General features: G+C 68.1%; 26 protein-coding genes, 2 tRNA genes and 1 riboswitch. Of the genes, 10 read left to right on the top strand and 18 right to left on the bottom strand.

What is annotated here, in order from left to right; genetic code table 11:
• Positions 1–14 precede the first annotated feature (14 nt).
• Entirely contained in the window at positions 15–1,625 is a 1,611-nt protein-coding gene (locus M0L44_RS14515) for a type IV pilus assembly protein FimV (RefSeq protein WP_252770522.1), read from the bottom strand.
• Between the two features lie 464 nt (positions 1,626–2,089).
• Complete coding sequence (locus M0L44_RS14510) at positions 2,090–2,791, bottom strand: hypothetical protein (protein WP_252770521.1); 702 nt, start codon at positions 2,789–2,791, stop codon at positions 2,090–2,092.
• A gap of 137 nt (positions 2,792–2,928) precedes the next feature.
• Here M0L44_RS14510 and M0L44_RS14505 point away from each other — a divergent pair.
• Positions 2,929–3,005, top strand: a tRNA-Arg gene (locus tag M0L44_RS14505).
• Positions 3,006–3,115: 110 nt separating this feature from the next.
• On the opposite strand, the gene M0L44_RS14500 is transcribed toward M0L44_RS14505, so the two are convergent.
• Both M0L44_RS14500 and M0L44_RS14495 read right to left on the bottom strand, forming a co-directional pair.
• Positions 3,116–3,580 (bottom strand): hypothetical protein, encoded by a 465-nt coding sequence (locus M0L44_RS14500; RefSeq protein WP_252770519.1) that lies wholly within the window; start codon positions 3,578–3,580, stop codon positions 3,116–3,118.
• A gap of 56 nt (positions 3,581–3,636) precedes the next feature.
• Positions 3,637–4,791 (bottom strand): acyltransferase family protein, encoded by a 1,155-nt coding sequence (locus M0L44_RS14495; RefSeq protein ID WP_252770517.1) that lies wholly within the window; start codon positions 4,789–4,791, stop codon positions 3,637–3,639.
• 328 nt (positions 4,792–5,119) lie between these two features.
• A riboswitch (yybP-ykoY riboswitch) is annotated at positions 5,120–5,289 on the top strand.
• A gap of 10 nt (positions 5,290–5,299) precedes the next feature.
• Here M0L44_RS14495 and M0L44_RS14490 point away from each other — a divergent pair.
• Positions 5,300–5,872: a TMEM165/GDT1 family protein gene (locus M0L44_RS14490; protein WP_252770516.1), complete on the top strand. Its 573-nt coding sequence runs from the start codon at positions 5,300–5,302 to the stop codon at positions 5,870–5,872.
• A gap of 15 nt (positions 5,873–5,887) precedes the next feature.
• Here the strand turns inward: M0L44_RS14490 and M0L44_RS14485 are convergent, their stop codons facing one another.
• Entirely contained in the window at positions 5,888–7,108 is a 1,221-nt protein-coding gene (locus tag M0L44_RS14485; RefSeq protein ID WP_252770514.1) for a DUF1501 domain-containing protein, read from the bottom strand.
• A 33-nt stretch (positions 7,109–7,141) separates the two neighbouring features.
• The gene (locus M0L44_RS14480; RefSeq protein ID WP_252770513.1) at positions 7,142–8,548 is read right to left on the bottom strand and encodes a DUF1800 domain-containing protein; all 1,407 of its coding nucleotides are present in this window, start codon (positions 8,546–8,548) and stop codon (positions 7,142–7,144) included.
• On the opposite strand from M0L44_RS14480, the gene M0L44_RS14475 reads away from it, so the two are divergent.
• Positions 8,547–9,170, top strand: coding sequence for a DUF4124 domain-containing protein (locus M0L44_RS14475; protein ID WP_252770511.1), 624 nt, complete (start codon positions 8,547–8,549; stop codon positions 9,168–9,170). The two genes, M0L44_RS14480 and M0L44_RS14475, sit on opposite strands and share 2 nt — an antisense overlap.
• 127 nt (positions 9,171–9,297) lie before the next feature.
• On the opposite strand, the gene M0L44_RS14470 is transcribed toward M0L44_RS14475, so the two are convergent.
• Positions 9,298–9,894 carry a sterol desaturase family protein gene (locus tag M0L44_RS14470; RefSeq protein ID WP_252770510.1) on the bottom strand — a complete coding sequence of 199 codons (597 nt, stop codon included), beginning with the start codon at positions 9,892–9,894 and terminating at the stop codon, positions 9,298–9,300.
• A gap of 335 nt (positions 9,895–10,229) precedes the next feature.
• Here M0L44_RS14470 and M0L44_RS14465 point away from each other — a divergent pair, with 335 nt between their 5' ends.
• Entirely contained in the window at positions 10,230–10,388 is a 159-nt protein-coding gene (locus M0L44_RS14465) for a DUF3309 domain-containing protein (RefSeq protein WP_252770504.1), read from the top strand.
• Positions 10,389–10,590: 202 nt separating this feature from the next.
• Entirely contained in the window at positions 10,591–11,160 is a 570-nt protein-coding gene (locus tag M0L44_RS14460; RefSeq protein ID WP_252770502.1) for a lipid-binding SYLF domain-containing protein, read from the top strand.
• A gap of 112 nt (positions 11,161–11,272) precedes the next feature.
• Here M0L44_RS14460 and M0L44_RS14455 read toward each other — a convergent pair.
• From M0L44_RS14455 to M0L44_RS14445, 3 genes are all read right to left on the bottom strand, one after another.
• Positions 11,273–11,349 (bottom strand) — tRNA-Pro (locus M0L44_RS14455).
• A 46-nt stretch (positions 11,350–11,395) separates the two neighbouring features.
• On the bottom strand, positions 11,396–11,899 hold the full coding sequence (rraA, locus tag M0L44_RS14450) for a ribonuclease E activity regulator RraA (protein ID WP_252770500.1): 504 nt from the start codon (positions 11,897–11,899) through the stop codon (positions 11,396–11,398).
• A 30-nt stretch (positions 11,900–11,929) separates the two neighbouring features.
• Complete coding sequence (locus M0L44_RS14445) at positions 11,930–12,421, bottom strand: Lrp/AsnC family transcriptional regulator (protein WP_252770498.1); 492 nt, start codon at positions 12,419–12,421, stop codon at positions 11,930–11,932.
• A gap of 105 nt (positions 12,422–12,526) precedes the next feature.
• On the opposite strand from M0L44_RS14445, the gene M0L44_RS14440 reads away from it, so the two are divergent.
• Positions 12,527–13,420: an EamA family transporter gene (locus tag M0L44_RS14440; protein WP_252770497.1), complete on the top strand. Its 894-nt coding sequence runs from the start codon at positions 12,527–12,529 to the stop codon at positions 13,418–13,420.
• Positions 13,421–13,446: 26 nt separating this feature from the next.
• On the opposite strand, the gene M0L44_RS14435 is transcribed toward M0L44_RS14440, so the two are convergent.
• A complete protein-coding gene (locus M0L44_RS14435; protein ID WP_252770495.1) occupies positions 13,447–14,703 on the bottom strand; it encodes an MFS transporter in 1,257 nt (418 codons plus the stop codon).
• 89 nt (positions 14,704–14,792) lie between these two features.
• Here M0L44_RS14435 and M0L44_RS14430 point away from each other — a divergent pair, with 89 nt between their 5' ends.
• The 4 genes from M0L44_RS14430 to M0L44_RS14415 all read left to right on the top strand — a co-directional run bounded on the left by M0L44_RS14430 (position 14,793) and on the right by M0L44_RS14415 (position 18,062).
• Entirely contained in the window at positions 14,793–15,635 is an 843-nt protein-coding gene (locus tag M0L44_RS14430) for a helix-turn-helix domain-containing protein (RefSeq protein ID WP_252770493.1), read from the top strand.
• A 57-nt stretch (positions 15,636–15,692) separates the two neighbouring features.
• Positions 15,693–16,805, top strand: a complete 1,113-nt coding sequence (nadA, locus tag M0L44_RS14425) for a quinolinate synthase NadA (protein WP_252770491.1) — start codon at positions 15,693–15,695, stop codon at positions 16,803–16,805.
• Between the two features lie 13 nt (positions 16,806–16,818).
• Positions 16,819–17,688, top strand: a complete 870-nt coding sequence (nadC, locus tag M0L44_RS14420; protein WP_252770489.1) for a carboxylating nicotinate-nucleotide diphosphorylase — start codon at positions 16,819–16,821, stop codon at positions 17,686–17,688.
• 89 nt (positions 17,689–17,777) lie between these two features.
• On the top strand, positions 17,778–18,062 hold the full coding sequence (locus tag M0L44_RS14415) for a late competence development ComFB family protein (RefSeq protein ID WP_022978890.1): 285 nt from the start codon (positions 17,778–17,780) through the stop codon (positions 18,060–18,062).
• A gap of 27 nt (positions 18,063–18,089) precedes the next feature.
• Here the strand turns inward: M0L44_RS14415 and nadB are convergent, their stop codons facing one another.
• From nadB to mobB, 7 genes are all read right to left on the bottom strand, one after another.
• The gene (gene nadB / locus M0L44_RS14410) at positions 18,090–19,781 is read right to left on the bottom strand and encodes an L-aspartate oxidase (RefSeq protein WP_252770487.1); all 1,692 of its coding nucleotides are present in this window, start codon (positions 19,779–19,781) and stop codon (positions 18,090–18,092) included.
• Between the two features lie 108 nt (positions 19,782–19,889).
• A complete protein-coding gene (clpB, locus tag M0L44_RS14405) occupies positions 19,890–22,478 on the bottom strand; it encodes an ATP-dependent chaperone ClpB (protein WP_252770485.1) in 2,589 nt (862 codons plus the stop codon).
• A gap of 123 nt (positions 22,479–22,601) precedes the next feature.
• Positions 22,602–23,084, bottom strand: coding sequence for a flavin reductase family protein (locus tag M0L44_RS14400; protein WP_252770484.1), 483 nt, complete (start codon positions 23,082–23,084; stop codon positions 22,602–22,604).
• On the bottom strand, positions 23,081–23,605 hold the full coding sequence (locus M0L44_RS14395) for a molybdenum cofactor biosynthesis protein MoaE (RefSeq protein WP_252770482.1): 525 nt from the start codon (positions 23,603–23,605) through the stop codon (positions 23,081–23,083). Before M0L44_RS14395 ends, M0L44_RS14400 begins: the two co-directional genes overlap by 4 nt.
• Positions 23,606–23,609: 4 nt before the next feature.
• Entirely contained in the window at positions 23,610–23,861 is a 252-nt protein-coding gene (gene moaD / locus M0L44_RS14390) for a molybdopterin converting factor subunit 1 (protein WP_252770481.1), read from the bottom strand.
• A 14-nt stretch (positions 23,862–23,875) separates the two neighbouring features.
• Positions 23,876–25,159, bottom strand: coding sequence for a molybdopterin molybdotransferase MoeA (locus M0L44_RS14385; protein WP_252770479.1), 1,284 nt, complete (start codon positions 25,157–25,159; stop codon positions 23,876–23,878).
• Positions 25,152–25,691 (bottom strand): molybdopterin-guanine dinucleotide biosynthesis protein B, encoded by a 540-nt coding sequence (gene mobB, locus M0L44_RS14380; protein WP_252770478.1) that lies wholly within the window; start codon positions 25,689–25,691, stop codon positions 25,152–25,154. The genes M0L44_RS14385 and mobB overlap by 8 nt, the downstream gene beginning before the upstream one ends.
• Between the last annotated feature and the right edge of the window lie 9 nt (positions 25,692–25,700).

The following is a 25,700-nucleotide window of genomic DNA, read 5'->3' as shown; positions in this document are numbered from 1 at the left end:
GGACCGGTCGCGCCTCAGTTCCTGGGCTTGTCAGAAGCCGGCTTCGGGGCTGGCGGGTCCAGGTCCAGGTCGAGGTGCATGGCGTCCATGTCCGGGCCCGCGCCTGTGGCCGGGGTGTCGAACATCGGCAGCAGCAGGTCCACCTGGTCCTGTTGACCACCGGCCGCCTGCCACAGGTCTCGGGCAATGGCGTACAGCACCAGCAGATCCCTGTAGGCCGGGAGGTCGAACAACTCACGTGTCTCGTCCCGGCGGAACAGCATGCCCTCCAGCACGGCCATCGCATCCAGCGGTGCCTTCCAGGCTGCCTCGATCTCACCGACGGCTTCCGGGTAGTCCTCCAGGGTCCGACCATGCATGGGCCCCAGGTCCCAATCGGGCGCATAGGCATTGAAGCGACGATTGAACCGGGCCCGCACCCGCTCGTAGGCACTGCGGTCGCCCTGCCGACGGTAGATCTCCAGCAGCTTGGTGTACGGCAACGGACTCTGCCCGCCGGTGCTGCGCAGGTGAGACATCAGCACTTCGATCGCCGCATCCTCCTGCCCCAGTGCAATGAAGAAGTCGGCCTGCTGTTCCAGATCGAGCAGTTCCTCGACGGACACCTCGCGCGGCGCATCCACCGGCCCGAAGGTCATCGTGGCGCTGGGGTTGAACGCTCCAGCAGCAGGTGCGTCGGTATGGGAAAACTGAATGGGGGCACTGACCGCTGTGGCCAGCGTGCCGGCATCCGGCAAGGGAACGGTCTCTTCGCTGGGCACCACAGGCGCTTCACCAGCCCATTCACTGGGCGCCGCAAACCCGGAAGTCCTGACGGCAGGCTCGGACGGGGGAGGATCGGAATGGACCCATTCGTCCCCTTCGTCCTCGGGCTCATCCGCCTTCACCATGGGCACCCGACGCAGATCGTGGTCATCCGACCACCAGGGCCGGGACTGCATCAAGGCCTTCTGACGCCGCCACAAGAGCACACCACCCACACCCAGAGCCAGGATCACTCCGCCCAGCCCAAGCAACAGCCAGGTGTTGCGCTGCTCTGCGGCATCCAGGCGTCGGTGCAACTCCTCATTGGCCAGACGCATGGCATCCGAATTTCGGCGCAGCGCCTGCAAGGCGGCCTCGGCCGAGGACGCCGCAGCAGGCTGTGAGGCGGCCGCGGCGACCGCCATGCTTGCTGCCGCAGAAGCAGCAACGGCGACGGACGGCGCCGACGCCGCTGCGCTGGCGGCCAAAGGTGCCACATCGGGCGGCTCCACGGCCTCAAGCTGAAGCCGAGGGCGGCCAGCGCTGGAGGACTTGCCGTGCGGCGCCACGACGCCCGGCTCGACCGGTCGGGCACGCGTGCTGGAATTGACGGCCGCGTGGTGCTTGCGCGGCACAGGAGCCACCGGCGCCAAGGCCTTCGGCAGTTCAGAAACCTCGGGAGCAGCCCCCTTGATGGGCGCTGCCGACGCCGTCACATCCGCCACCTGAGAAGGCGGGTCAGCCAGCAGCACGAACTGACGGGCCAACTTGCCGGTACAGCCTGCGGACAGGGTCAGTTTCAGCACCGGCTCTTCCACCGGAGACGTGGTGGTGACCTGCGCCATCCACTGCCCTGGCTCGCTGCGGGCCAACAGCTTCACACGCACCTGATTGGAGGGCAGGCTCGCGTCACCGGCCTGCACATCGGCCGTGACACATGCCGGGGCCACCGGGCTGTCGCCATCGGTGTCCAAGGGCACCCAGACCCGCAGGGTCTGCCCCAGAACCACCTGTCCTTGCGGTACACCCAGGCTGGCACCTTGCGCAGTCGTCGCGGCCGCCCATGCCAGGCAAGTCAGCAGAAGTTCCGGAACCCTGTTTCTTTTCATCTTGGGGGTTGGCCATGCGGGCCGTTTTCGGTTTGACTCTAGCATGCAACCAGACGTAAACAGAGTGACGCATTGCGCCAGTTACGTCAGCGCAACGCCGTCACAGTTGCTGAAGGAACCCCGGACTTCAGGCTCCCTGTCATTGTGCGGCAAGCACTGCCAGAACCGGTCCGTCAAACATTGCACCGAAATACCGCCTGTCCAAGCGCTGGGCTCCGGCCAGGGCTTGCGTGGCATCAAGGCGTGGAATCCTCGAAGCCGTCGCAGCGCAGGCGGGCCTCACGCAAAGCACCGTCAAAAAGGGCCAGACTGTCTCGGATGGACGAAACCTCCGGCTCGGACAGCGCCCGGCGCATGACCAGATGGCCGCGGTACACGAGCAAGGCAAAGCTGGGCAGTTGCCCCGCGGCCGAGCCCGCGGCATTGGCCTGGTCCGTCAGATGGCCCCAGTGCAGCAACTGCTCACCCAGTCCGCTGCGCAACCAGTCAGCGATCCAGCCCAGACTGTTGCCAACGGCGGCGTACCAGGCCTTCAACGGCCCCAGCTGGGTCTGCCCCAGACGGGGGCTCATCGCCAGCCAGCGCATTTCCTCCGGGGTTTCTTCGTCCAGGCGGGTCTGAACGCCACCGGTGAACTGGACGAACACCTCGCGCTCCAAGCCCTGCATCAGAACCTTGGGCATCACCAGGGCATAGGCCTGGGGGTCCAGTCCCGTCTCGGCCCGCAAACGAAGCTCCCATTTGCCCAGGTAGCGCCGCTGCGAAGGTCCCCACTCGATGCGGACACTGCCGTCTGCGCCAGCCTGCTCCATCACGAAGCCATCGTGGGCCGGCGTGGTCTTGAACTGCCAACCCTGGGCCTCACCCCACTGGGCAATTTCCTGCCAGCGCGCGGCGCCGCGTCGCCCAAACAGCCAGTCACGCAGCCGCCGAGGCATGCCAACTCCGAACCAGAGACAACGGGGCGAGGAAGAGGCCGTCCATGTAACCAGTGTATGCGTTGACCGCCCCGAGAGGGGCCCGTGATGGCCCGACGGACCTGCCGCAGGCTTGGGCCTTAGAATCCGCGCCGCTGCTGCCCGTAGCTCAACTGGATAGAGCAGCTGCCTTCTAAGCAGCAGGTCGGGGGTTCGAGTCCCTCCGGGCAGGCCACATCCATGGCTGGGTCGATCCACACGAGCGTCGGCAGGCCTGGTTCTCACAGGTGGGGTGACCTTGGACGGCCCGCTGGCGTCGAAGCGCGTCGTTCCGCGCCATCCAGACTACCGCAGCAACCAGATGGACAGGCAGAAGAGGACCGTCGCTGCACAGGTGCTGCCGATGACGACGCCAGACGCCCGATGCCCTGCCCCCGCGGTCACGCCCAGGCGCAGCCCCGCGGGGAGTTCCTCCTGCGAGACCCCGGTGGCCTCAGCCAACAACCCAGCGATGCGCAGTTGCTCGGTTCTCAGGGCCACATAGATGCCGTGCTCGCGCTGAATCTTCTGCCACACCGCCCAGGTCAACATCAAGCTGGCCACCGCCCCCGCCACGGCCGGATGCCGCCATGACGGAATGCCGCCCGCCCCCTGGACCGTGGCGATCGTTGCAACGCCCCAGGCCAATGCACCAAGCGCCCCGATCGTTGCTGCGGTGTAGAGATACTCTGGGTCGCGCCGGGCACGAACCTCTGAGCCAATGTCCTCAAAGAGGACCGACAAGGCGGAAACACGGTCTGTCATCTTCATCCCTTTCCCATTCCAGACGCACACACATCCCCTCGCCCAGGCGCAACGACTCCAACTTATGAAGCCCGTCCACGGCCAAGGACGGTGCTGGCTGCACGCCGGATGAGGTTCTGGGCAGGTCTTTCGAAATATCTGAACGAGATGCCGGCGACGGCAACGAGCGTCGAGATGAAAAGCAGCAGCATCCAGGCACTCGTGAAGACCTCCTGCCCAAATCCCAACGCCGAGAACAACAGCACAAAAAATATTTGCAGAGGAAAATGAAGAAGGTAGGTCGAGTAGGAAATATCCCCAAGAAAAGAAACCTTTGAAAAATACACCTTCAGCCTGTTCTCTGAAAGAGCCATCGAAAGAATGGTGACTGGGAAGAGAACCATGTTGGGCCAGACCTTCGACATGATTGAGAAGAACTTCTGAGCCCACACTGGATGCACCAGACTCCCCCAGGGCCCGAAGGCGCCGTACACAAGCCCCATCAGCAGAAACGTGGCGCCCCAAAGCAGTGGAACCACCCAGGCCAAGGCCACCTCGATGGCACCCCTGCGCGCATGGCTGGTGATGTGCTCGTAGGCCAAGAAAGCTGCCCCACCGAAAAAGAAGGATCCCAGCCCCCTTGCGAAGGGGTGATACAGCGCATCCACCCCCACAAAAAGGACCAAGGCCATCAGCCAGGTGCCGAGGAGCCCGATCCTCGTCTTGAGCGCAAAGACGAAGAACACGCAGTAGAGAAAGGCCTCAACGGAAATGGACCAGGACGGACCGTTGAAGGACTCGCCGCTCTCCAGCCCCCATGAATTCAAGAGCAGCAGGTTCAGGATGAAATGCTTCAGATCATTGAATCTGTAAACAAGACTCGTCGAATGGATGGACTCATACCACTGCTGCAGAATGATCACCAGCATCAAGGATAGCAAATGCAATGGGTAAAGCCGGGAGAATCGCAGGACAAAAAACGTCGGGGCGGTGATCCTTCTTCCCCTGATCATGTCCATGTACATGAAGAAGAAAACAAACCCCGAGATGGTGAAGAACAGGTCGACCGCCTTGAACCCCTTCTCATAGAAGGGAAACAGGATCTGGTAAAGGGGATAGCTGTGAGGCGACCGACCTCCGTATTGAGTTCCATTGAAGAAGAAATGGACCCAATGCCAAAACACCACGGTCAATGCTGCCAGGCCACGCAGCAGATCCAGGCCATGAAACCTCTTCATGGCTGGCGCACCAATTTTTTGGCTTCCTTGCAATCAAGTCCCCCCCGCAGGCGACGGAGCAGCCACGACGGGATACTTCAAAAGGTCTGGCTTGCAATGCCACCCACAGTATCACCGAGCCCCCCGCAGAAACAGGGCGCGGACGAGCAAGATCGGAATGCATCCTCCAAATCAATGAATCACTGCGCCGGCACATGTCGCGGCAAGTCCTGGCCGCTTGGGACCTCGCGCGCCCTGAGGTCACGTGATCGGCGCCTCCGCGCTGCAGCCTGGTCTGCGCCAGCGCGCCGCAGCCCCTCAGTGCCGGCAGCCGCTTCGGCTATAGTCGCGCCTCGTCATTGGGGAGTAGCCGCCCTGCATCACCCGCAGGGGTCGACGTCAACACACTTGGCCGCGATGGCCATGGCGTCGGCAGCCCATCCGCCTGGCAAGACCTTTGACTGCGTGACCTCTGGAGGGCCGGAGATGTCGCGCGGTCATTGCATGTCTGCCGGCCCCAGGATCTTTCATGGAAGCTTTTCTGATCTCGACCGGGGTCGTCACCCTGGGTGAAATGGGTGACAAGACCCAGTTGCTGGCCTTTCTGCTGGCGGCCAAATTCAAGCGTCCTCTGCCCATCATCCTGGGCATCTTCACCGCCACGGTCTTGAACCATGCGGCCGCTGGCGCGGTTGGCACCTGGATTGCCGCCCAACTGGGCCCTTCGCTGCTGCGCTGGGTCATCGGCATCGGTTTCATCGCCATGGCCGGCTGGATGCTGATCCCCGACAAGGCCGACGATGACGCCGCCGAGGGCCGCCAGCGTTTCGGCGTCTTCGGCACCACCGTCCTCGCCTTCTTCCTGGCCGAAATGGGCGACAAGACCCAGATCGCGACTGTCGCGCTGGCCGCCCGCTACGACCAGCTGGTGCCGGTGGTAGCCGGCACCACGCTGGGCATGATGCTGGCCGACGTGCCCGCCGTGTTCCTGGGTGACAAGCTGGCCCGCAAGCTGTCCATGCCCCTGGTACACGGCATCGCCGCGCTGATCTTCGCGGTGCTGGGCGTGCTGACGCTGCTCAACGTCGGCCACCTGTTCTGAGCCTGTGGCGGGCGCTCAGGCCCGCCACAGTGGGGCTGGCTTGAGGGCCGCGCTTCCTGGGAAGACCTGTTCGGCCAGCAGGCGGTCGCCCAACCCCAGCTGCGGGCCCAGCACGCCTTTGAGCACCGCCCGAATGTCCAGCGTGATGTGCAGGTCACGGCCTTCAAAGCGCTGGGCCGGCGCCAGCCCGGGCCAGTCGGCCAGCACCCGGCCGCCCTGCACCCGTCCACCCAGCACCCAGGCGGCGCCACCGGTGCCATGGTCGGTGCCCCGTGTGCCGTTGATGTCCACGGTGCGGCCAAACTCGGTGGCCACCACCACGGCGCTGCGCTGCCACGCGTCCCCGGCGCCCGGCGCCATCAGGGCCGAACGCAACGCGGCCACCCCCTGGTCCAACTCGCCCAGGCGCCGGGTGAGCAGGCCGTTGGGGGCGGCCTGGTCGGCGTGGCTGTCCCAGCCGGAGACATCCAGCACCACCACCTGCGGTCCTTCGGGTCGCGCCATCAGTGCACCGGCGGCCTGGCACAGCGAGACAAAGTCTCCCGCGGGGCCCTTCCCTGGTGCCATGCCCATGGCCCCATCCCCCGACGACGAAGCGGCGGCCGTCACCTCCGTCTGCAGCCCTCTGGCGCGGCCCAGCGCATGCCCCAGGGCGGCATCCTCGGCATAGAGGTGCTGCAGTCGTGCCAGAAGGTCATCTGTCGGGGACGGCAGGCGCGATGGGGCCCAGGTGTCCACCCCTGACCAGCCACGCAACACCAGGGGCACAGCCGTGGTCATGGCCAGGCCGCTGCGGCGGGTGGCTGCCAGCGCCCGGCCCAGCCAGCCGTCATGCAGCTGGCCAGGTTGCTCACCGCCGGATTCCAGCACCTGCTGGGCATCGAAGTGCGAGCGCTGGTGATAGGCCAGGCCCGTGGCGTGCACCACCAGCAGCTCGCCGCCTCGGTACAGGGCGTGCATCTGCGCCAGTGCCGGGTGCAGGCCAAAGGTGGCATCCAGCGGCAAGGCCGCACCGGCCTGCTCGGTGAAGTGGTCGCGTGCCGGGGCAAAGGCGGGATCGCCCGTGGCCGGCACGGCGAAGAGGCCATCGAGCCCGCCCCGCAGGATGATGAAGACGACGCGGCCCTGCTGTTGGCCGGCACTGCCGGCCCAACTGAGCCGCGTGGTGGCGGTCGCCGCCGCTGCAGCCATGGCGCCCAGCCACTGCCGCCGGTTCACTTCAGCCATTCTTGTCATGGTCACTCCTGTTGCGGCAAGGCGCGCCACCCATCAGCGGCGCTGGAATTCCGGCGACATCATCAGCAGCACCAGGGCCTGCGTGCCGTCCGCCGCGCGATCGATCTGCTGCCGGGTGTTCTCCGACAGCAAAGGTCCCAGGGACCGGGTCGCCAGCACCCGTGCGTCCCGGCCGTCGCCGAAACGGTCAGCAAAGCGCTGAGTCCATTCGATGCGCTTCCACACCCCGTCGGGTGCCAGCCAATCCTCTGCCCGATCGGGCCAGCCTGCTGGAGAGGGCGCCCGCATCAGCAACTGTCCCGTCAGCCCGATGCCGCCGTCGGCGGAGGGCTTGAGCCAGCGCACGTCCGCCCCCAGCAATCGGGCACAGGACAGCGCATGCTCCTGAGGCGTCTTGAGCTTGCGCTGGGGAAGCGCCCAGGCTTCGGGCGCCTGGACCAGCGCACCGTGAAGAGCCCGCAGATCACCCCCGCTGTCCAGGTAGGCCCGCCGCAGCCGCTCCACCAGGGAAGGCGGCGGCTCGTCGGCCACCACATGGCGAGCCAGCTTCTGGGCCAGATGCTGGGCCGTGGCCGGATGCAAGGCCAGATCCTCCAGCACCTGATCCAGGGCCTGCGGCCCCTGCGGGTAAACGCGCCCCAGCACCGTCTTGGGCCCGGGCTGGTGCCGACGGGGCTCAAAGCGGGTCGGGCTCTGGCTCTGCGGGTCATCCACGCTGGTCCAGCCCGTCAGCACCTGGGCAAAGGCCGTGACATCGGCCTGCGTGTAGCCACCGGGACGGCTTGGGTCCCGGCTGACCTCGGCACCCAGCGTGTGCAACTCAAGCACCTCGCGGGCCAGGTTCTCGTTGAGCCCGAGCCGGACCTGGGGGCGGCGCTCTGCGGCCAACGACTGCGGCCCCACCGAGCGCTGGTTGTCCAGAAAGCGCAGCATGGCCGGGTGCAGGGTGGTGGCCCGCAGCATGTCCTTGAAACGGCCGGCCAGGTGCGGCCGGATGGCCTCGCGCTCGAAGGCCCCGGCCAGGCCATGCAATTTGCCGGATGCCTCCGAGACGGTGAAGTGATTGGCCCAGAACATCACCAGCCGCTCATTCCAGGGGCGTGCAGAGCGAGTGGCCGTGCCCAGGCTGGAACGCAGGTTGGCCTCCACCAGCAGGCGTTGCTGCTCGCGAAAGGCCTTGGCCTCGGTGCGCAGGTCCTGCGCAGCGGCCTCGTCGTCAGCCTGCCCGCGCATCCTCTTGAGTTGGGACAGTCGCTGGCCCCGTTGCTTCAGGACTTCCAGTGTTCCCTCGGAGTCCAGCAGTCCATCGCCCCAGGCCGGATCTGCCGGACCCAACTGCCCCAAAAGCCAGCGCCGAGGGTCCGGGCCGACCAGGGTCCAATCCGGCTCACCCAGGCCAAAGCGGTGTGCCGCAATCGCGGCCTCCAAAGTCAGGTCCATGGCAACCCCCAGCGTTCTGATGCCCAACGTGCAGACCGGCCCGATGGTGGACCGCCCAGGCCGAAATTGTCATGATTCAGCAAATTCAGATCCGAGGATGATCATGTGGCGTTACAAGATCGCGACCTGTGCGGCGCTGGCCCTGCTGAGCGGCTCAGGATGGGCCCAGTACAAGTGTGTCGGAGCCGATGGCAAGGTGAGCTTCCAGCAGATGCCCTGCCCTGGCGCCACCACGGGTCAGAGGCTGGAGCTCAGGCCCGCAGCGGGCGCGAGCCCTGCCGCGGCCCCTGCACCCGCGGCGTCGGTCACCGGCGTGGCCGCTGAAATGCAGTGGGTGCGCAAGATGGAACACGAACGCAAGCTGAAGGAGCAGCAGCAGCGCATCTCCGATGTGGAGGCCGCCATCGATGGCAGAAACCGCCGGATGCAGGATGAGATGACCGCCATCCAGAGCCGCAAAGCCCAGGCCAAGAACAATCTGGCTGGCGCGACCTGGGAGCAAAGCCTCAGCACCGAGATGCAGGCCGTAGCCTCGAAGTACCAGGCTCTCAACGACGCTGATCAAGCACGCCTTGCCCAACTGCGCGCCGAGCTGGAGCAGATGCAACGCGCACCCTGGTGACAGCGGCCTGGTTGAGCGGGCCAAGCCGTTGCAGCCCCCCTGGGAGACTGAAGACGCCGTCCCCCAATCGCCTTCGAGCTGGCGCCATCGGTCAAGATGCTGGAGGCCTGCCATGCGTCCATCTCGCTCAAGATGGCGGTGGGCTCACTGATTGAGCTGGCCAGGAAGGCTTCTGCGTTCGGATCGGGCGAGCCGTCCTGAAAACGTGGTCCCACAGCGCGCTCGTGACTCCGTAGAAGCCTGGCTGCTCACCGTGGTGAAGCGAATGCTGGCGCTTGCGCCTGAGCAGCCAGGCATTGTCCGAGCGCCAGTGGTGGATGGCGTGATGGGTGAAGGAATAGAGCTGGTAGCCCATCAGAACCCCCAGTGTCAGGGGGCAAGCCGCTTCCAGGCCGCCCAGTGCCCACGCGGGTGCGAATACCAGCCCCGCGAAGAGAGCGCCGCTCACAAAGGTGGGCGTGCAAATCAGCGCAGTGGGCCGAGCATGGTGCAGCGCATGCCATCCCCGAAATGGAGGCATGCCATGGAGCACGAAGCGGTGCAGGACGTACTCGAGGAGCGTCCAGGCGCACAGGCCCAGGCCAATCCAGGCCAGGCTCTGCGAGTGCCGCATGGCCGACCCGGACAAGCTCACGAAGCCGCCGAGCGCAACGATGACCAAGCAGTACAACAGCATGTCGACCCAGTAGGCCGTCCTGCTGTGTTCGAGGAAGATGAGGCGCATAGGTAGATCCTTTCCTCGTCCTGAATGGACCCGGCCGCGTTCGCCATGACGGCGCCTTCGAGCCTCGGCCGGTGAGGCTCCTGGCTGGCCACGCCGCACTGCTCAGCCATCAGGACGACGATCGGTCGGGGCTCAGCTTAACCACTGTTCCCGCGCTTGGCGATGTCTGGTGACACGGGACGGCAAAGACTGTGCGACAGCCTGTGTCACAGGTGCAAGTCGGCTGGTTTGCACGGCCTTGTGTGCGCTGGCAGACAGTCGAGCAGCATCCTATCCGCGCAGACTCCGTCGGGTTTGCCCTGCATGGCATCCGTGACGGACCTTGGGAGACGATGATGAGCCTGGGACTTCTCTTGTTGATCGTGTTGATCCTCATGTTGGTCGGTGTCGTACCGACCTGGCCGCACAGCAGAAGCTGGGGTTACGGGCCCAGCGGCGCCCTGGGGGTGGTGGTGATCGTGCTCATCATCCTGATGCTGCTGGGGCGCATCTGAGGGCGTCGCCTGGGCTGCCCGCCCTCTCGCGCACGCTCTGTGCGATGACGCACAGAGATTGGGGCACGCGAAGACTATGTTTTCCGGGAGATCCTTTGGGGGACCTCTTCTTGGGCCCTGCGGACATGGCTGCGCTGACGCGATCGGCCACGCCGCCGCGGCAGCCTGCTTTCGACGATTGAGATTGAACCAGGACATCAACATGACCACCTCCGTTTCTCATCCCCTTCGCAGGGCCGTGCTGCTCTCCGCTGCGCTCATCGTCACAGGAGCTTTCAGCCTGCCGGCGAGTGCGGCAACGACCGCGGAACTCGAGAGGGACTCGGCCGAGACATTGCAAGCCCTGTACAAGGCGAACCCGGTGGCCGAGGCCATCTCCAAGAAGGCCAAGGGCATCCTGATCTTTCCCAAGATCATCAAGGCCGGGCTGGTGTTCGGCGGCAGCTATGGCGAGGGCGTTCTGATGAAGGGAAACCAGATCGACGGGTACTTCAACTCCGTCTCTGGCTCGTGGGGCTGGCAGGCCGGCGCCGAGTCCTATGCCTACGTCGTCTTCCTGACCAGCAACAAGGCGCTCAAGTACCTGGATGACTCCAAGGGCTGGGAGATCGGTGTCGGACCGTCCGTGGTGGTGGTGGATGCGGGCCGGGCAAAGAACCTGTCCACGTCCACCCTGAAGGACGACGCCTACGCCTTCATCACCGACCAGCAGGGACTGATGGTCAGCCTCAGCATCGAGGGCACCAAGATCAGCCGGATCAAGAAGAATTGAGCGCAGCAGCTCTGCAGCCAGATCAGGCGACCTGCCCGATCCGGTTGCAGCCCCGGCCTTACCCCAAAGACAAACGGCCTGGCCGCCAGAGGCGCCAAGCCGTTGATTCAATTGGTCGGGGCGAGAGGATTCGAACCTCCGACCCTCTGCTCCCAAAGCAGATGCGCTACCAGACTGCGCTACACCCCGACGAAGCCGGCCATTGTAGCCGCAAGTCGCCTGTGTTCCGGGGCGTTCAGGCCGGCTGCGTCATCACGACGATGCCGTCCTCGTCCGCATAGAGCCAGTCACCCGGCCGCACCCAGACACCTTCGATCTGCACCGGCACATCGCGCAGGCCCTGGTCGCGCCGGTCGGTGGGCAGCGGCATCAGGGCCATGGCGCGGATGCCCACCTGGCAGGCGCGCAGCTCGGCCGCGTCCCGCACCGCACCATAGACCAGCACGCCGGCCCAGCCGTTGTCCTGCGCCGCCTTGCCCAGGTTGCCGCCCACCAGCGAGCGGCGCAGCGAGCCCGCACCATCCACCACCAGCACCCGACCCTGGCCGGGCGAGTTGACGGCCTCGCGCACCCGGGAGTTGTCGTCCAGGCACTGCACGGTGCTCACCGGGCCGGCAAAGCGGGTCAGCCCGCCAAAATCGCGGAACAGCGGCGGCAGCACGCGGAAGCCGCCATCGCTGTCGCCCTTGTGGGCGTCGCACAGGTCGCAGGTGGAAAAGTCCGTGACCGAGGTACTCATGTCATTCGTCTCCTGGTTTCCAAAAGCAGATCAGGCATTGTGAATCTTGCGGATCGGCGGTTTCACATCCTCGGCGCGGGCCGGCAGCATGGCCTGGTGCTCGCGCGCCGCGTTCAGGATGATGCTGGTGCTGGTCTCGGCCAGCAGGCAGAAGCGGGTGACCACCGCATCCAGATGGGCCACGTCGATGACCGCGATCTCCAGCACCCAGCTGTCCTCGCCGGTCACGTTGTAGGCGTTGACCACCTCCGGCGTCTGCTGGATCAGCTTCACGATCCGGGCGTACTCGGCCCGCCCCACGCGGATGACGGCGCGGATGCCATAGCCCAGGGCCCGCAGGTCCACCGTGGCCCGGTAGCCGGAGATGACACCGGCCGCCTCCAGCTTGCGCACCCGTTCGGTCACCGCCGGTTGGGACAGGTGGACCCGCCGGCCCAGCTCCGCCATGCTCAGCCGGGCATCGGCCTGCAGCTCGGCCAGGATGCGGGTGTCGTAATTGTCCAGCGCCAGGGAAGTGCTCATGGCTCAAAGCCTAGCACGCACAAGACCATGGATTTACAGGCCACGGGGACTGATGACCTTCAGATTCCCATCGCCGGCCGCCCTGCCCCCACCTAACATGCCAGCATGACCACGGCCTCTCTCACCCCGTCCCGCGACAGCCGCCTGGGCCCGCTCATCCTGGCCTGCCTGGCCGCCACCTGGCTGGTCTGGGGCTCCACCTACCTGGTGATCAAGTTCGCGCTGATCAGCTTTCCGCCCTTCTTCCAGATGGGCAGCCGCTTCCTGGCGGCGGGCGCCCTGCTGATGGCCTGGACCCGCTGGCGTGGCCAGCCCTGGCCCACCCGCCGCGAGTGGCTGCATGCGCTGGTGGTGGGCGCCCTGATGCTGGGCGGCGGCATGGGCGGCACGGCGGTGGCCGAGGAAACCGTCGGCTCCGGCCTCATCGTCGCCTTCATCGCCGTGGTGCCGATGATGATCGCCCTGGCCAACCTGACCTTCGGCCTCAAGCCGGGGCGCATGGAACTGGTCGGCATCGGCGTGGGCCTGATCGGCGTGCTGATGCTGACCCAGGGCGCGGGCTTCCAGGCGTCCACCCGCGGCCTCGTGGCCATCACCGTGGCCTGCGTCACCTGGTCCATCGGCAGCGTTCTGAGCCAGTTCCGCCTGCCGCTGGCCCCCGGTGCCACGGGCTTTGCCAGCGAGATGCTGTGCGGCGGGGCCGTGCTGCTGGGCCTGTCCTGGGTCTCGGGCGAAGCGCCCCAGTGGCCCCCGCAGCCGGTGGCGGTGGCCGCCTGGGCCTACCTGGTGGTCTTCGGCTCGCTGATCGCCTTCAACGCCTACATGGTGCTGCTGGCCCGCGCCCCGTCGGGCCTGGCCTCCAGCTACACCTTCGTCAACCCGGTGATCGCCATGCTGCTGGGCGTGGCCATCGGGGGCGAGCAGGTCAGCGGCTTCGAGTGGTCGGCCGTGGGCGTGGTGCTGCTGGGCGTGGTGCTGCTGGTGTCCGGGCGGCGCTGAGCGCTCGCGCCGCACCATTCCCGCCGTCAGGCCGCCTGCTCCCGCCGGCGCGCCACCCCTGCCCCCACGCTGCTGGCGGCCAGCACGCCGGCCAGCAGCATCAGCGCGGCGCCGAAGAACACGGCCGCCGGCCAGTGGTGGTCCATCAGCATGCCGAACATCGGAGCGGCCGTGGCAAAGCCCAGGTCCAGACCCGAGTACACGGTGCCGTAGACACGGCCGGTCGCCCCCGGCGGCGCGGCCTGCTTGATCAGCATGTCGCGTGACGGACCGGCCAGCCCCGTGCCGAAACCGGCCACCGCGGTGACGGCCGCCGCCGCCAGCGGAGGCAGCCAGCCGCTGCCAGCCAAGGCCAGCAAGGCCGCGGCCAGCACCATGGCCAGCGCGATGTTGCGCTCCAGGCGCTCGGTGCGGGTCAGCAGAAAGCCGCCCACCACCATGCCCGCCGCACCGCACAGCATGTAGCCGGTCACCACGAAGGCCGTACGCGCCAATGGCAGGCCGTAGAGCGCCGTCAGCGCCGGGCTGGCAAAGCTCTGCACCGCCGCCAGCGCGGCCGTGGTGAAGAAGAAGAACGAGAAGCACAGCCACACCGAGGGCAGACGCAGGAAGGCCATCGGGTGCTCGGCCGGTGCCGGGGCCGCGCCCTTCTTCGGCGTCCAACTGCCCTGCCGGTCGTCCAGCAGGTCCCGCTGCCAGATCACCAGCGCCAGCACGGCCAGGGTGACCACGGCCGTGCCCCAGTAGGCCGCCCGCCAGTTGCCGAAGGCACTGGCCAGGCCGATGCTGAACACCGGCGCCGCGGCCCAGCCCAGGTTGCCGGTGATGCCGTGGACCGAGAAGGCGTGCCCCAGGTTGCGCGCCGACACCCGCTTGTTCAGGATGGTGAAGTCCACCGGATGAAACGGCGCATTGCCCAGGCCGGCCAGCGCCGCAGCCAGGGCCAGGCCCGCCATGCCATGGGCGTTGGCCGCCGCCAGAGAGGCCGCGACAAAGCTGGCCAGCGCGGCCCACAGCACCGGACGAGCCCCCACCCGGTCCACCAGAAAGCCCGACAGCGCCTGGCCGATGCCCGAGACCACGAAGAAGGTGGTCACCAACAGGCCCAGCTCCGAATAGCTGAAGCCGAACTCCCGGATGAAGGCCGGGAACAGCGGCGGCAAGAGCAGATGGAAGAAGTGCGAAGTGCCGTGGGCCAGGCCGATCAGGCCGATGATGCGGACGTCCTTCGAGGCGCCGGGGCTGCCTGGCGCGGTGTCGGGGGTCAGGGTCGCTGTGCTCATGCCCGCCATGGTGGCAGCGTACTTCCGGCAAAGTGGCGATACTTGGCCAACTTCTGTCGAATTCCAGCCACTCCACCCACCTCACCCCCATGTCCAGCCGCCCAGAGCCCGCGCGCCGCAGCAGCCTGCCCCCGCTGGACCCGGGCCGCTTCGCCCCCAGCGCCGACCGGCCGGTGCGGGCCAAGGCCCGGCCGCTGGCCCGCCAGGCCGACATCCAGCCTCACCACCACGCCTGGGCGCAGCTGGTGTTCTCGCTGGAAGGCACGCTGCGAGTCAGCACCCTGCGCCCCGATGGCAGCGGCACCAGCTACCTCGTGCCTCCGGCCCAGGCCGTCTGGATCCCGCCGGGGCGCACCCACAGCGTCACCGCGGTGGAGCGGGTGGAGCTGCGCACCGTCTACCTGGCTGCGCCGCAGGCGACTCGGCAGCCGGACTGGCCCGAAGGCCGGGTCATGGCCGTCAGCCCCTTGTTGCGCGAGCTGGTGCAGGCCCTGGCTGGGCTGTCCGAGCAAGCCACGCTGACGGCCGAGGCGCTGGCCCGCGAACAGGCCCTGGCCCTGCTGGTGCGCGACGAGCTGCTGAGGGCCCGCCCCGTGCTGCTGGGCCTGGCCCTGCCGGGCGAGCGGCGGCTGCGGCGCCTGTGCGAGCAGATGCTGGCCCAGCCGGGACGCCATGCCGACCTGGAGGGCTGGGCCGCCGAGGTGGCCGCCAGCCCGCGCACCCTGGCCCGCTTGTTTCGGGAGCACCTCGGCACCACCTTCGGCCAATGGCGCCAGCAGCTGCTGCTGGCCCAGGCCCTGACCCTGGCCGCCCGCGGCCGCCCCGTGCACCTGATCGCCACCGAGCTGGGCTACCGCAGCCCCAGCGCCTTTGGCGCCATGGTCAAGCGGGCGGTGGGCGTCTCACCCGGGCAGTTCCTGGCCAGCGCCTGAACGCCCCGAGCGGCCCCACGGGCCAGCACCTCTGTTCAAGGAACCTAAAATCCCGCCATGAGCGAAGTTCAGTTCGACTACACCCGCCAGGACGCCAGCGGCGCCAGCTGCACCGCCCACGCCTGGGCCAAGGTGCCTGCCCCGCTGACGCCCGCACAGCGGGACGACCTCAAGCAGCGCGCCGCCGCCCTGCTGAAGGCCCGCAACGCGGTGCTGGTGGCCCACTACTACGTGGACGGCGACCTGCAGGATCTGGCCCTGGAAACCGGCGGCTGCGTGGCCGACTCGCTGGAGATGGCCCGCTTCGGCCGCGACCACGCCGCCCAGACCCTGGTGGTGGCCGGCGTGCGCTTCATGGGCGAATCGGCCAAGATCCTCTCGCCCGGCAAGACGGTGCTGATGCCCGACCTGGACGCCACCTGCTCGCTGGACCTGGGCTGCCCGCCCGACGACTTCGCCGCCTTCTGCGACGCCCACCCGGACCGCCAGGTCGTCGTCTATGCCAACACCAGCGCCGCGGTGAAGGCCCGCGCCGACTGGATGGTGACCAGCTCCTGCGCGCTGGCCATCGTGCGGCACCTGAAGGAACAGGGCCAGAAGATCCTCTGGGCCCCGGACCGCCACCTGGGCCGCTACATCCAGGAAGAGACCGGCGCCGACATGCTGCTGTGGAACGGCGCCTGCATCGTGCACGACGAGTTCAAGGGCGTGGAGCTGGAGCTGCTCAAGGCCCAGCACCCCGAGGCCATGGTGCTGGTGCACCCCGAGTCGCCCCGCAGCGTGGTGCAACTGGCCGATGTGGTGGGCTCCACCTCGCAGATGCTCAACGCCGTGATCCACGGCAGCGCCAAGGAATACATCGTCGCCACCGACAACCTGATCATGCACCGCATGCGCCAGCTGGCGCCGGGCAAGGTGCTGATCGAGGCCCCCACCGCCGGCAACAGCGCCACCTGCAAGAGCTGCGCACACTGCCCCTGGATGGCCATGAACGGTTTGCAGGGCGTGGTGGACTGCCTGGAGCGTGGCGTGGGCGAGATCCATGTCGACGCGGCCACCGGCGAGAAGGCGGTGCACTGCATCACCCGCATGCTGGACTTCGTCGCCGCCCACCCCTCGGCCCTGGCACCCAAGGTGCAGGGCATGGTCCGCGGCATCGGTGCCGCCTGAATCTGCTGTCCCGATGTACGACCACGACGAAACCCTGGACGAGGCGCGCGCGCGCAATGTGCGTGACGCGCTGTTCGAAGACATCGGCCGCGCCGACTGGACGGGCCTGCTGGTGCCGGCTGGCCGCCGGGTGGCTGCCCGCGTCACCGTGCGCGAGGACGCCGTGCTCTGCGGCCGCGACTGGTTCGAGGCCTGCCTGCACGCCCTGGACACGGCCGCCACGGTGCAGTGGCATTACGCCGAAGGCCAGCGCATGGCCGCCAACACCCCGGTGTGCGAGATCCAGGCCGACGCCCGCGCCCTGCTCTCGGCCGAGCGGCCGGCGCTGAACTTCCTGCAACTGCTCTCGGGCACCGCCAGCATCACCCGCCGGCATGTGGATGCCATCGAAGGCGCCTCGCCCAACCCCCGCGGCTGCGCGGTGCTGGACACCCGCAAGACCCTGCCCGGCCTGCGCCAGGCGCAGAAGTACGCGGTGCGGGTGGGCGGCGGCCAGAACCAGCGCCTGGCGCTGTGGCACGGCATCCTGATCAAGGAAAACCACATCGCCGCAGCCGGCGGCATCCCGCAGGTGCTGCAGGCCGCCGCCGAGCTGAACGCCGGGGTGGAGATCCAGATCGAGGTGGAGAGCCTGGCCCAGTTGCAGGAGGCGCTGGACCATGGCGCCACCAGCGTGCTGCTGGACAACTTCAGCCTGGACATGATGCGCGAGGCCGTGGCCCTGACCGCCGGCCGGGCCCTGCTGGAAGCCTCCGGCGGCGTCACGCTGGACGGCCTGCGTGCCATCGCCACCACCGGCGTGGACCGCATCTCCATCGGCAAGCTCACCAAGGACGTGGTGGCCACCGACTACTCGATGCGGGTGCTGGACCGGCTGGGCTGAACATCCAAGCGCCGTCCCCAGCGATGAAGGCCCGCCTTGGCGGGCCTTTTTCACGCCTGCGCCGGGCCGGATGCGGGCAGACTCCGGTCATGGACATCAGCTCGATCCACAACTGGTACGAAAAGGCCGTCTTCGCGACGGTGATGCGTCAGGCGCAGGACTTCCCGCACCTGCTGGACAACGAGGACGCGCTGGCCGACATCGCCTGCGTGGCGCTGAACCGCCTGCCACCCCGCTACATCCGGCACGAGGTGGACCTGGCCTTCTTCCAGACCGAACGGGAGCGCACCGAGTCCGAACGCTCGGTGGAGGAAGCCGTGGAGTTCGCGATCGGCTTCGTCCAGGCCCGCAACGCGATGCGTGCGCGCCGCTGATCCAGGCGGAACCTAGCGGCCCTTGGCCTAGCGGCTTTTGGCCTTGCGCGTCAGCACGGTCGGGAAGCTGACCGGCAGCGTGTGCGGGAAGTCGCGGCTGTAGTGCAGGCCGCGGCTCTCGTGGCGCATCAGGGCCGAGCGCACGATCAGTTCCGCGCAGACCACCAGGTTGCGCAGCTCCAGCAGGTCACGGTTGACCCGAAAGTTGGCGTAGTAGTCGTCGATCTCGTCCTTGAGCAGCTTGATGCGGTGCAGCGCCCGCTCCAGCCGGCGCGTGGTGCGCACGATGCCCACGTAGTTCCACATCAAGAGGCGCAGCTCGTCCCAGTTGTGGGCGATCACCACCTGCTCGTCGGCGTTCTCCACCAGGCTCTCGTCCCAGGCCGGCAGCTTGGGCGGCTGCGGCAGCGGCGCCTGCAGGATGGCGTCCACGCAGCTGTGGCCCAGCACCACGCATTCCAGCAGCGAGTTGCTGGCCAGGCGGTTGGCGCCGTGCAGGCCGGTGTAGGTGGCTTCGCCCACCGCATACAGGCCCGGCAGGTCGCTGCGGCCGGCCAGGTCGGTCACCACACCACCGCAGGTGTAGTGGGCCGCCGGCACCACCGGAATGGGCTGGCGCGCGATGTCGATGCCCAGCTCCAGGCAGCGGGCGTGGATAGTCGGGAAGTGCTCCTTCAGGAAGGCCTCGCCCAGGTGGGTGGCGTCCAGCCACACATGGTCCAGGCCGTGCTTCTTCATCTCGAAGTCGATGGCGCGGGCCACGATGTCGCGCGGCGCCAGCTCGCCGCGGGCGTCGTGGGCAGGCATGAAGCGGCTACCCCACGGCGAGTCATCCGTGTCGCCTTCCAGCTTGACCCCGGGCAGGCGCAGCAGGCCGCCCTCGCCGCGCAGCGCCTCGGTGATCAGGAAGCTACGCTCCTGCGGGTGGTACAGGCAGGTCGGGTGGAACTGAATGAACTCCATGTTGGCCACCCGGCAGCCGGCCCGCCAGGCCATGGCGATGCCGTCACCCGTCGAAGTCTCGGGGTTGCTGGTGTAGCGGTAGACCTTGCCCACGCCGCCGGTGGCCAGCACCACGGCACGGGCCGGCAGGGTCTCCACCTTGCCGCTGTCGATGTCCAGCGCATAGACGCCGTGGCACTGCGGGCTGCCGTCGGACTTCTTGACGTGGCGGTTGGTGATCAGGTCCACCGCCATCCAGCGTGCCCGCAGCTCCACCTTCGGGTGGGCACGGGCCCGGGCCAGCAGGGCCTCGTGGATGGCCTTGCCGGTGGCATCGGCCGCATGGGCGATGCGTCGCACCGCATGGCCACCTTCGCGGGTCAGGTGCAGGCCCAGCGGGCCGCTCGGATCGGGCGAAAAAGGCACGCCCTGCGCCACCAGCCATTCGATGGCCTGGGCGCTGTTCTGGGCGATGTAGCGGGCAGTGTGTTCGTCCACCAGGCCGGCACCGGCCTCCTGGGTGTCACGCACATGGCTCTCGACGCTGTCGTCCGAGCCCAGTACGCCGACGATGCCGCCCTGGGCCCAGGCGGTGGCCGCCTCGCCCAGGTCGCGCTTGGCCAGCACCACCACCTTCTGGCCTTGTTCGGCCAGGTTCAGGGCCACGGTCAACCCGCCCAGACCGGCCCCGATGATGACCACCGGCAAGGCATCGTCCCCACCGGAACGAGAGGAGGACGACACGGGAGCGCCCGTGGACAGCGACGGTTCAGACATGATCAAGGACAGGGCGACCGGAGGGCCGGCCGCACATGACAGAAAAATGGCGTGCGCCCATTCTAAGGACGCACGCCATCCGAGCCACCCCGAAGGGCATGCGGCGCGTCAGTGCACCACGCGACCGAAGGAGAACTCGCCCCCCTCGACATCGATCGGGATGACGTCCTTCGGACCGAACTTGCCTTGCAGGATCAGCTTGGCCACCGGGTTCTCGATGCGGTGCTGGATGGCCCGTTTGAGCGGACGCGCCCCGAACACCGGGTCGAAGCCGGCCTTGGCGATCTCGGCCAGGGCCGCCGGAGACACCTCCAGCTGCATGTCCATCTTGGCCAGCCGCGCCTCCAGGGCCTTGAGCTGGATCCTGGCGATGGATTCGATGTTGGCCTGGTCCAGCGCGTGGAAGACCACCGTCTCGTCGATCCGGTTCAGGAACTCCGGACGGAAGTGCTGCTTGACCTCGTCCCACACCGCGGCCTTGATCGCCTCGCCCGGCTGGCCGGCCATGGACATGATCAGGTGCGAGCCCAGGTTGCTGGTCATCACGATCACGGCGTTCTTGAAGTCCACCGTGCGGCCCTGGCCATCGGTCAGGCGGCCATCGTCCAGCACCTGCAGCAGCACGTTGAAGACGTCCGGGTGGGCCTTCTCCACCTCGTCGAGCAGGATCACGCTGTAGGGCTTGCGGCGCACGGCCTCGGTCAGGTAGCCGCCCTCGTCATAGCCCACATAGCCCGGAGGCGCACCGATCAGGCGGCTCACGGAGTGCTTCTCCATGAACTCGCTCATGTCGATGCGGATCATGTGGTCCTCGCTGTCGAACAGGAAGCCCGCGAGTGCCTTGCACAGCTCGGTCTTGCCCACACCGGTGGGGCCCAGGAACAGGAAACTGCCCAGCGGCCGGTTCGGGTCGCTCAGCCCGGCCCGGCTGCGGCGGATGGCATCGGACACGGCCACGATGGCCTCGTCCTGCCCCACCACGCGCTCGTGCAGCTTGGTCTCCATCTGCAGCAGCTTGTCGCGCTCGCCCTGCATCAGCTTGCTGACGGGGATGCCCGTGGCGCGGCTGACCACCTCGGCGATCTCCTCGGCGCCGACCATGGTGCGCAGCAGCTGCGGCGCGGAGCCGCCCTTCTTGCCCGCTTCCTTGGCCTGGGCTTCCTTCAGGCGCTTGTCCAGCTCCGGCAGCTTGCCGTATTGCAGTTCAGCCACCTTGTTGAAGTCGCCCTTGCGCTTGAGCTCCTCGATCTGGAACTTGATCTTGTCGATCTCTTCCTTGACCTGGGCGCTGCCCTGGGCGGTGGCCTTCTCGGCCTTCCAGATCTCTTCGAGGTCGGCGTATTCGCGCTCGAGCTTGCCGATCTCTTCCTCGATCAGGCCCAGCCGCTTTTGGGAGGCCTCGTCGGTCTCCTTCTTGACGGCCTCGCGCTCGATCTTCAGCTGGATCAGCCGGCGGTCGAGCTTGTCCATCGCCTCCGGCTTGGAGTCGATCTCGATCTTGATCTTGGCCGCGGCCTCGTCGATCAGGTCGATGGCCTTGTCCGGCAGGAAGCGGTCGGTGATATAGCGGTGGCTCAGCTCGGCCGCGGCGACGATGGCCGGGTCTGTGATCTCCACGCCGTGGTGCACCTCGTACTTCTCCTGCAGACCACGCAGGATGGCGATCGTCGCCTCCACGCTGGGCTCGCCCACCAGCACCTTCTGGAAACGGCGCTCCAGCGCAGCGTCCTTCTCGACGTACTTGCGGTATTCGTCCAACGTGGTGGCGCCGATGCAGTGCAACTCGCCGCGGGCCAGCGCCGGCTTGAGCATGTTGCCCGCGTCCATGGCGCCCTCGGCCTTGCCGGCGCCCACCATGGTGTGCAGTTCGTCAATGAACAGGATCACACGGCCCTCTTCCTGGGCCACCTCCTTGAGCACGGCCTTCAGCCGTTCCTCGAACTCGCCGCGGTACTTGGCCCCGGCCAGCAGGCCGGCCATGTCCAGCACCAGCACCTTCTTGTCGCGCAGGGTGTCGGGCACCTCGCCGTTGACGATGCGCTGGGCCAGGCCCTCGACGATGGCGGTCTTGCCCACGCCGGGTTCGCCGATCAGCACCGGGTTGTTCTTGCTGCGACGCTGCAGCACCTGGATGGCACGGCGGATCTCGTCGTCACGGCCGATCACCGGGTCGAGCTTGCCCTGGCGGGCACGGTCGGTCAGGTCCAGGGTGTACTTCTTCAGCGCCTCGCGCTGGCCTTCGGCCTCGGCCGAATCGACCTTCTGGCCGCCACGCACCGCGTCGATGGCGGCTTCCAGGGCCTTGCGGGTCAGGCCATGGCCACGGACCACGCCACCCAGGTCGCTGCGGGCATCCGCCAGGGCCAGCAAAAACATCTCGCTGGCAATGAAGCTGTCGCCGCGCTGCATGGCCTCCTTGTCGGCCTGCTGCAGCAGTTGCACCAGATCGCGCCCGGCCTGCACCTGGCCGCCGCCCTGCACCTGCGGCAGGCCGCCCATGGCGGTCTCCATCGCGGTCTTCAGGGCCGCGGTGTTGGCGCCGGCGCGGTCCAGCAAGGCCTTGGGGCCCTCAGGCTGGGCCAGCATCGCCGCCAGCACATGGCTGGGTTCGATGTAGGGGTTGTCGCGGGCCACGGCCAGGCTCTGGGCCTCGGCCAGGGCTTGCTGAAAGGCGGTGGTGAGCTTGTCAAGACGCATGGATGTTTCCTCCGATTGCGTAGACACATGGGCGCTGCCCATGCGTTTTCAAGAGACTGAACCGCCAGCCCCGCCAAAACATTGACTCACATCAAGCGGCTTCAAGCCGCTAACGCCGCCCCCTCAGAGCACGTCGCCCAGGGCGCGGTAGCAACCCGCGTGGTAGATCAGCGGCTCGCCCTCGGCCTGCCGCGCGGCCAGCACCCGGCCGATGAACAGGCGGTGGTCACCCATCTGCTGCACGCTGTCCAGCGCGCACTCGAAACAGGCCAGGGCGTCGCGCAGCACCGGCACACCGCCCTCCCCCTCGGCCCAGTCGCCCACCGCAAAGCGGTCCGGCACGGAGCTGGCAAAGGACTGGGACACCGGCATCTGCGCCTGGCCCAGCACATTGACCGCGAAATGGCTGGCCCGCTCGAAGGCTGCCACGCTGGGGCTGGCATTGCGCAGCGACCAGAGAATGAGCGCCGGATCCAGCGACAGCGCGTTGAAGGAGTTGACCGTCAGCCCCACCCGCTGGCCGGCGGCGTCCCGGCAGGTGACCACGGTGATGCCGGTGGCAAAGCGCCCCAGCGCGCCCCGCAACTGCTTGACGTCCAGGCTCATCGGCCGCCTTCCGCGGCCAGGCCGGCATTGGCCGAGGCGATGCCCCAGCGGGCCAGGGCCTGGTCGTCCGCCACCCGGGCGTCCACCCAACGCGCGCCTTCGGCGGTGGTTTCCTTCTTCCAGAACGGGGCCTGGGTCTTGAGGTAGTCCATCAGAAACTCGCAGGCCTGGAAGGCCTCGCCGCGGTGGGCCGAACTGACCGCCACCAGCACGATCTGGTCGCAGGGCTTGAGCGGCCCCACGCGGTGGATGACCCGGGCCGCGCGGATGTCGAAGCGGGCGTGTGCCGCGTCGATCATGGCCTCGATGGCCTTCTCGGTCATGCCGGGGTAGTGTTCCAGTTCCATGGCCGAGACTTCGCCGGCCTGGGCGCCGTGGCGGTCGCGCACCGTGCCCAGGAAGCTCACCACGGCCCCGACGCCGCCATCGTCGGCGCGCAGGGAGGCCACCTCCTGACCGAGGTCGAAGTCGGCGGTCTGGATGCGCACGCGGGGCGGCACGGCGGGAAGGGTCACGGACACGGGTTCAGCCTCCGGTCACCGGCGGGAAGAAGGCGAGTTCATCGCCATCGGCCAACACCGCCTCGCCCGAGGCCAGCACCTGGTTGACGGCGGCCCGCACCGGCCGGGCCGGCGCCAGCGCCTCGGCGGGAGCCTCGCCCTCGGCCGCCAGCAGCGCGCGCACCTGGGCCACCGTGGCGCCCGCGGGCAGTTCCAGGGTCCGGGGCCCACCCAGCGTCTCGCGCAGCGAGGCAAAGAACAGCAGCTGGATCTTCATCGGTGTCTCGGTCATCAAGCGCCCGCGGCCAGCACCGGCAGCGGAAAGTAGTTCACGGTGTCCCCGGCGGCAAAGGCCTGACCGGCGGGATTGTCCAGCAGGCCATCGGCCCAGACGGCCGAGCTCAGCATCGCGGAGCCCTGGTTGGGGTGCGGCTGCAGGCGGCCATCGGCCCCCACCCGCACGCGCAGGAACTCGCGCCGGCGGTCCGGTCGGGGCCAGTCGAAGCCGGCCGTCACCCGCAGCGGCGCCGGCAAGGCACAACGCCCGCCCTGCAAGGCGGCCAGCAGGGGCGCCACGGTCAGCCAGAAGGTGACGAAGCTGGACACCGGGTTGCCCGGCAGGCCCATCAGCAGGGTTTCACCCCCACCCGGGCGGCGCACCGCGCCCACGGCCAGCGGCTTGCCCGGCTTGGCGGACAGCTGCCAGTGGTGCAACCAGCCCTCGGCCTGCACGGCGGGGCGCAGATGGTCTTCCTCGCCCACCGAAGCCCCGCCGGAGGTGACGATCAGGTCGTGGGCCGCCGCGGCCTCGCGCAGCGCGGCCTGCACCAGCTCGCGCCGGTCGGCCACGGCGCCCAGGTCGGTCAGTTCGCAGCCCAGCTGCTGCAGCAGGCCACGCAGCATGAAGCGGTTGCTGTTGTAGATGGCGCCCGGCTTGAGCGGCTCGCCCGGCAGGGCCAGCTCATCGCCACTGCACAGCAGGGCCACCCGGGGCCGGCGGCGCACCGTCAGCGTGGGCGCGCCTACCGCCGCAGCCAGGCCCAGGGCCTGGGGCGTCAAACGGGTGCCCGCGGACAGCACCTCGGCGCCGCAGGCCACATCCTCGCCCTGGCGGCGCACCCACTGGCCAGCGGGCACTGCTTCCTGCACCCGCACCAGGCCAAAGTCCTGGCCCAGGCCACCGGCCTCGCCGGGCATGGCCACGCAGGCTTCCTGCATCACCACGGTGTCGGCGCCGGCCGGCAGCGGCGCGCCGGTGAAGATGCGCGCCGCCGTGCCCGCGGCCAGCGGACCGCCGGGGTGACCCGCGGCAATGCGTTGGCTGACCGGCAGCACGCTGCCCGGCGCGGCCACGTCGGCGCTGCGCAGGGCGTAGCCGTCCATCGCGCTGTTGTCCAGCGGCGGCACGTCCACCCGCGCAACCACCGGCGCGGCCAGCACCCGGCCCAGGCCGTCGAAGGTGGACACCTCCTCGGTCAGGGTTAGCGGGTGGGTGGCCGCCAGATCGGCCAGCTGCCCCAGTACCTCTTCAAGGGCCAGCAGCGGAGGGCGGGAGGATGCGACGGGATCAGCCATGGTGAGGCGGATGGTAGAGGTAGCGCTCGCCGCTGGCGAGGAGATGCTGCACGAGGGCCGCGGGGTCATTCAGGTCGAGCACCGGCACGGTCGGCGATTCGGGCAACTGGTTGGGTGCATCGGTGGCCACGGCCACCACCCGCGGGTCCTGCGGATACAGCGGCACCCGGCCCGGGCCGTCCGGCGCGGCACGCCAGACCTCCAACTTGGGCAGGTCACCGTGCTTGAAGCCCTCCACCAGCACCCAGTCGCAGGGGCTCAGCTCGGCGATCAGCGCATGCGGGTCCAGCTCCCGGGGCTCGGGGTACTCGCGCATCAACGCCAGACGGTGGCTGTTGGCGATCAGCACCTCGCCGGCACCGGCCTGCCGGTGACGCCAGCTGTCCTTGCCGGGATGGTCGATGTCGAAGCGGTGGTGGGCGTGCTTGATGACCGAGACGGTCTGGCCGACCGCGCGCAGGCCGGCGATCACGCCCTCCAGGAACGTCGTCTTGCCGGCCCCGGAGTTGCCGCAGACACCGATCACCCGCATGCCGTGGAC

The organism is Ideonella oryzae, from assembly GCF_024055665.1.
In the GTDB taxonomy this organism is placed as follows: Bacteria; Pseudomonadota; Gammaproteobacteria; order Burkholderiales; family Burkholderiaceae_C; genus Ideonella; species Ideonella oryzae.
The sequence above is the reverse complement of the archived record's forward strand: the minus strand, read 5'-3'. Positions and strand labels throughout refer to the sequence as shown.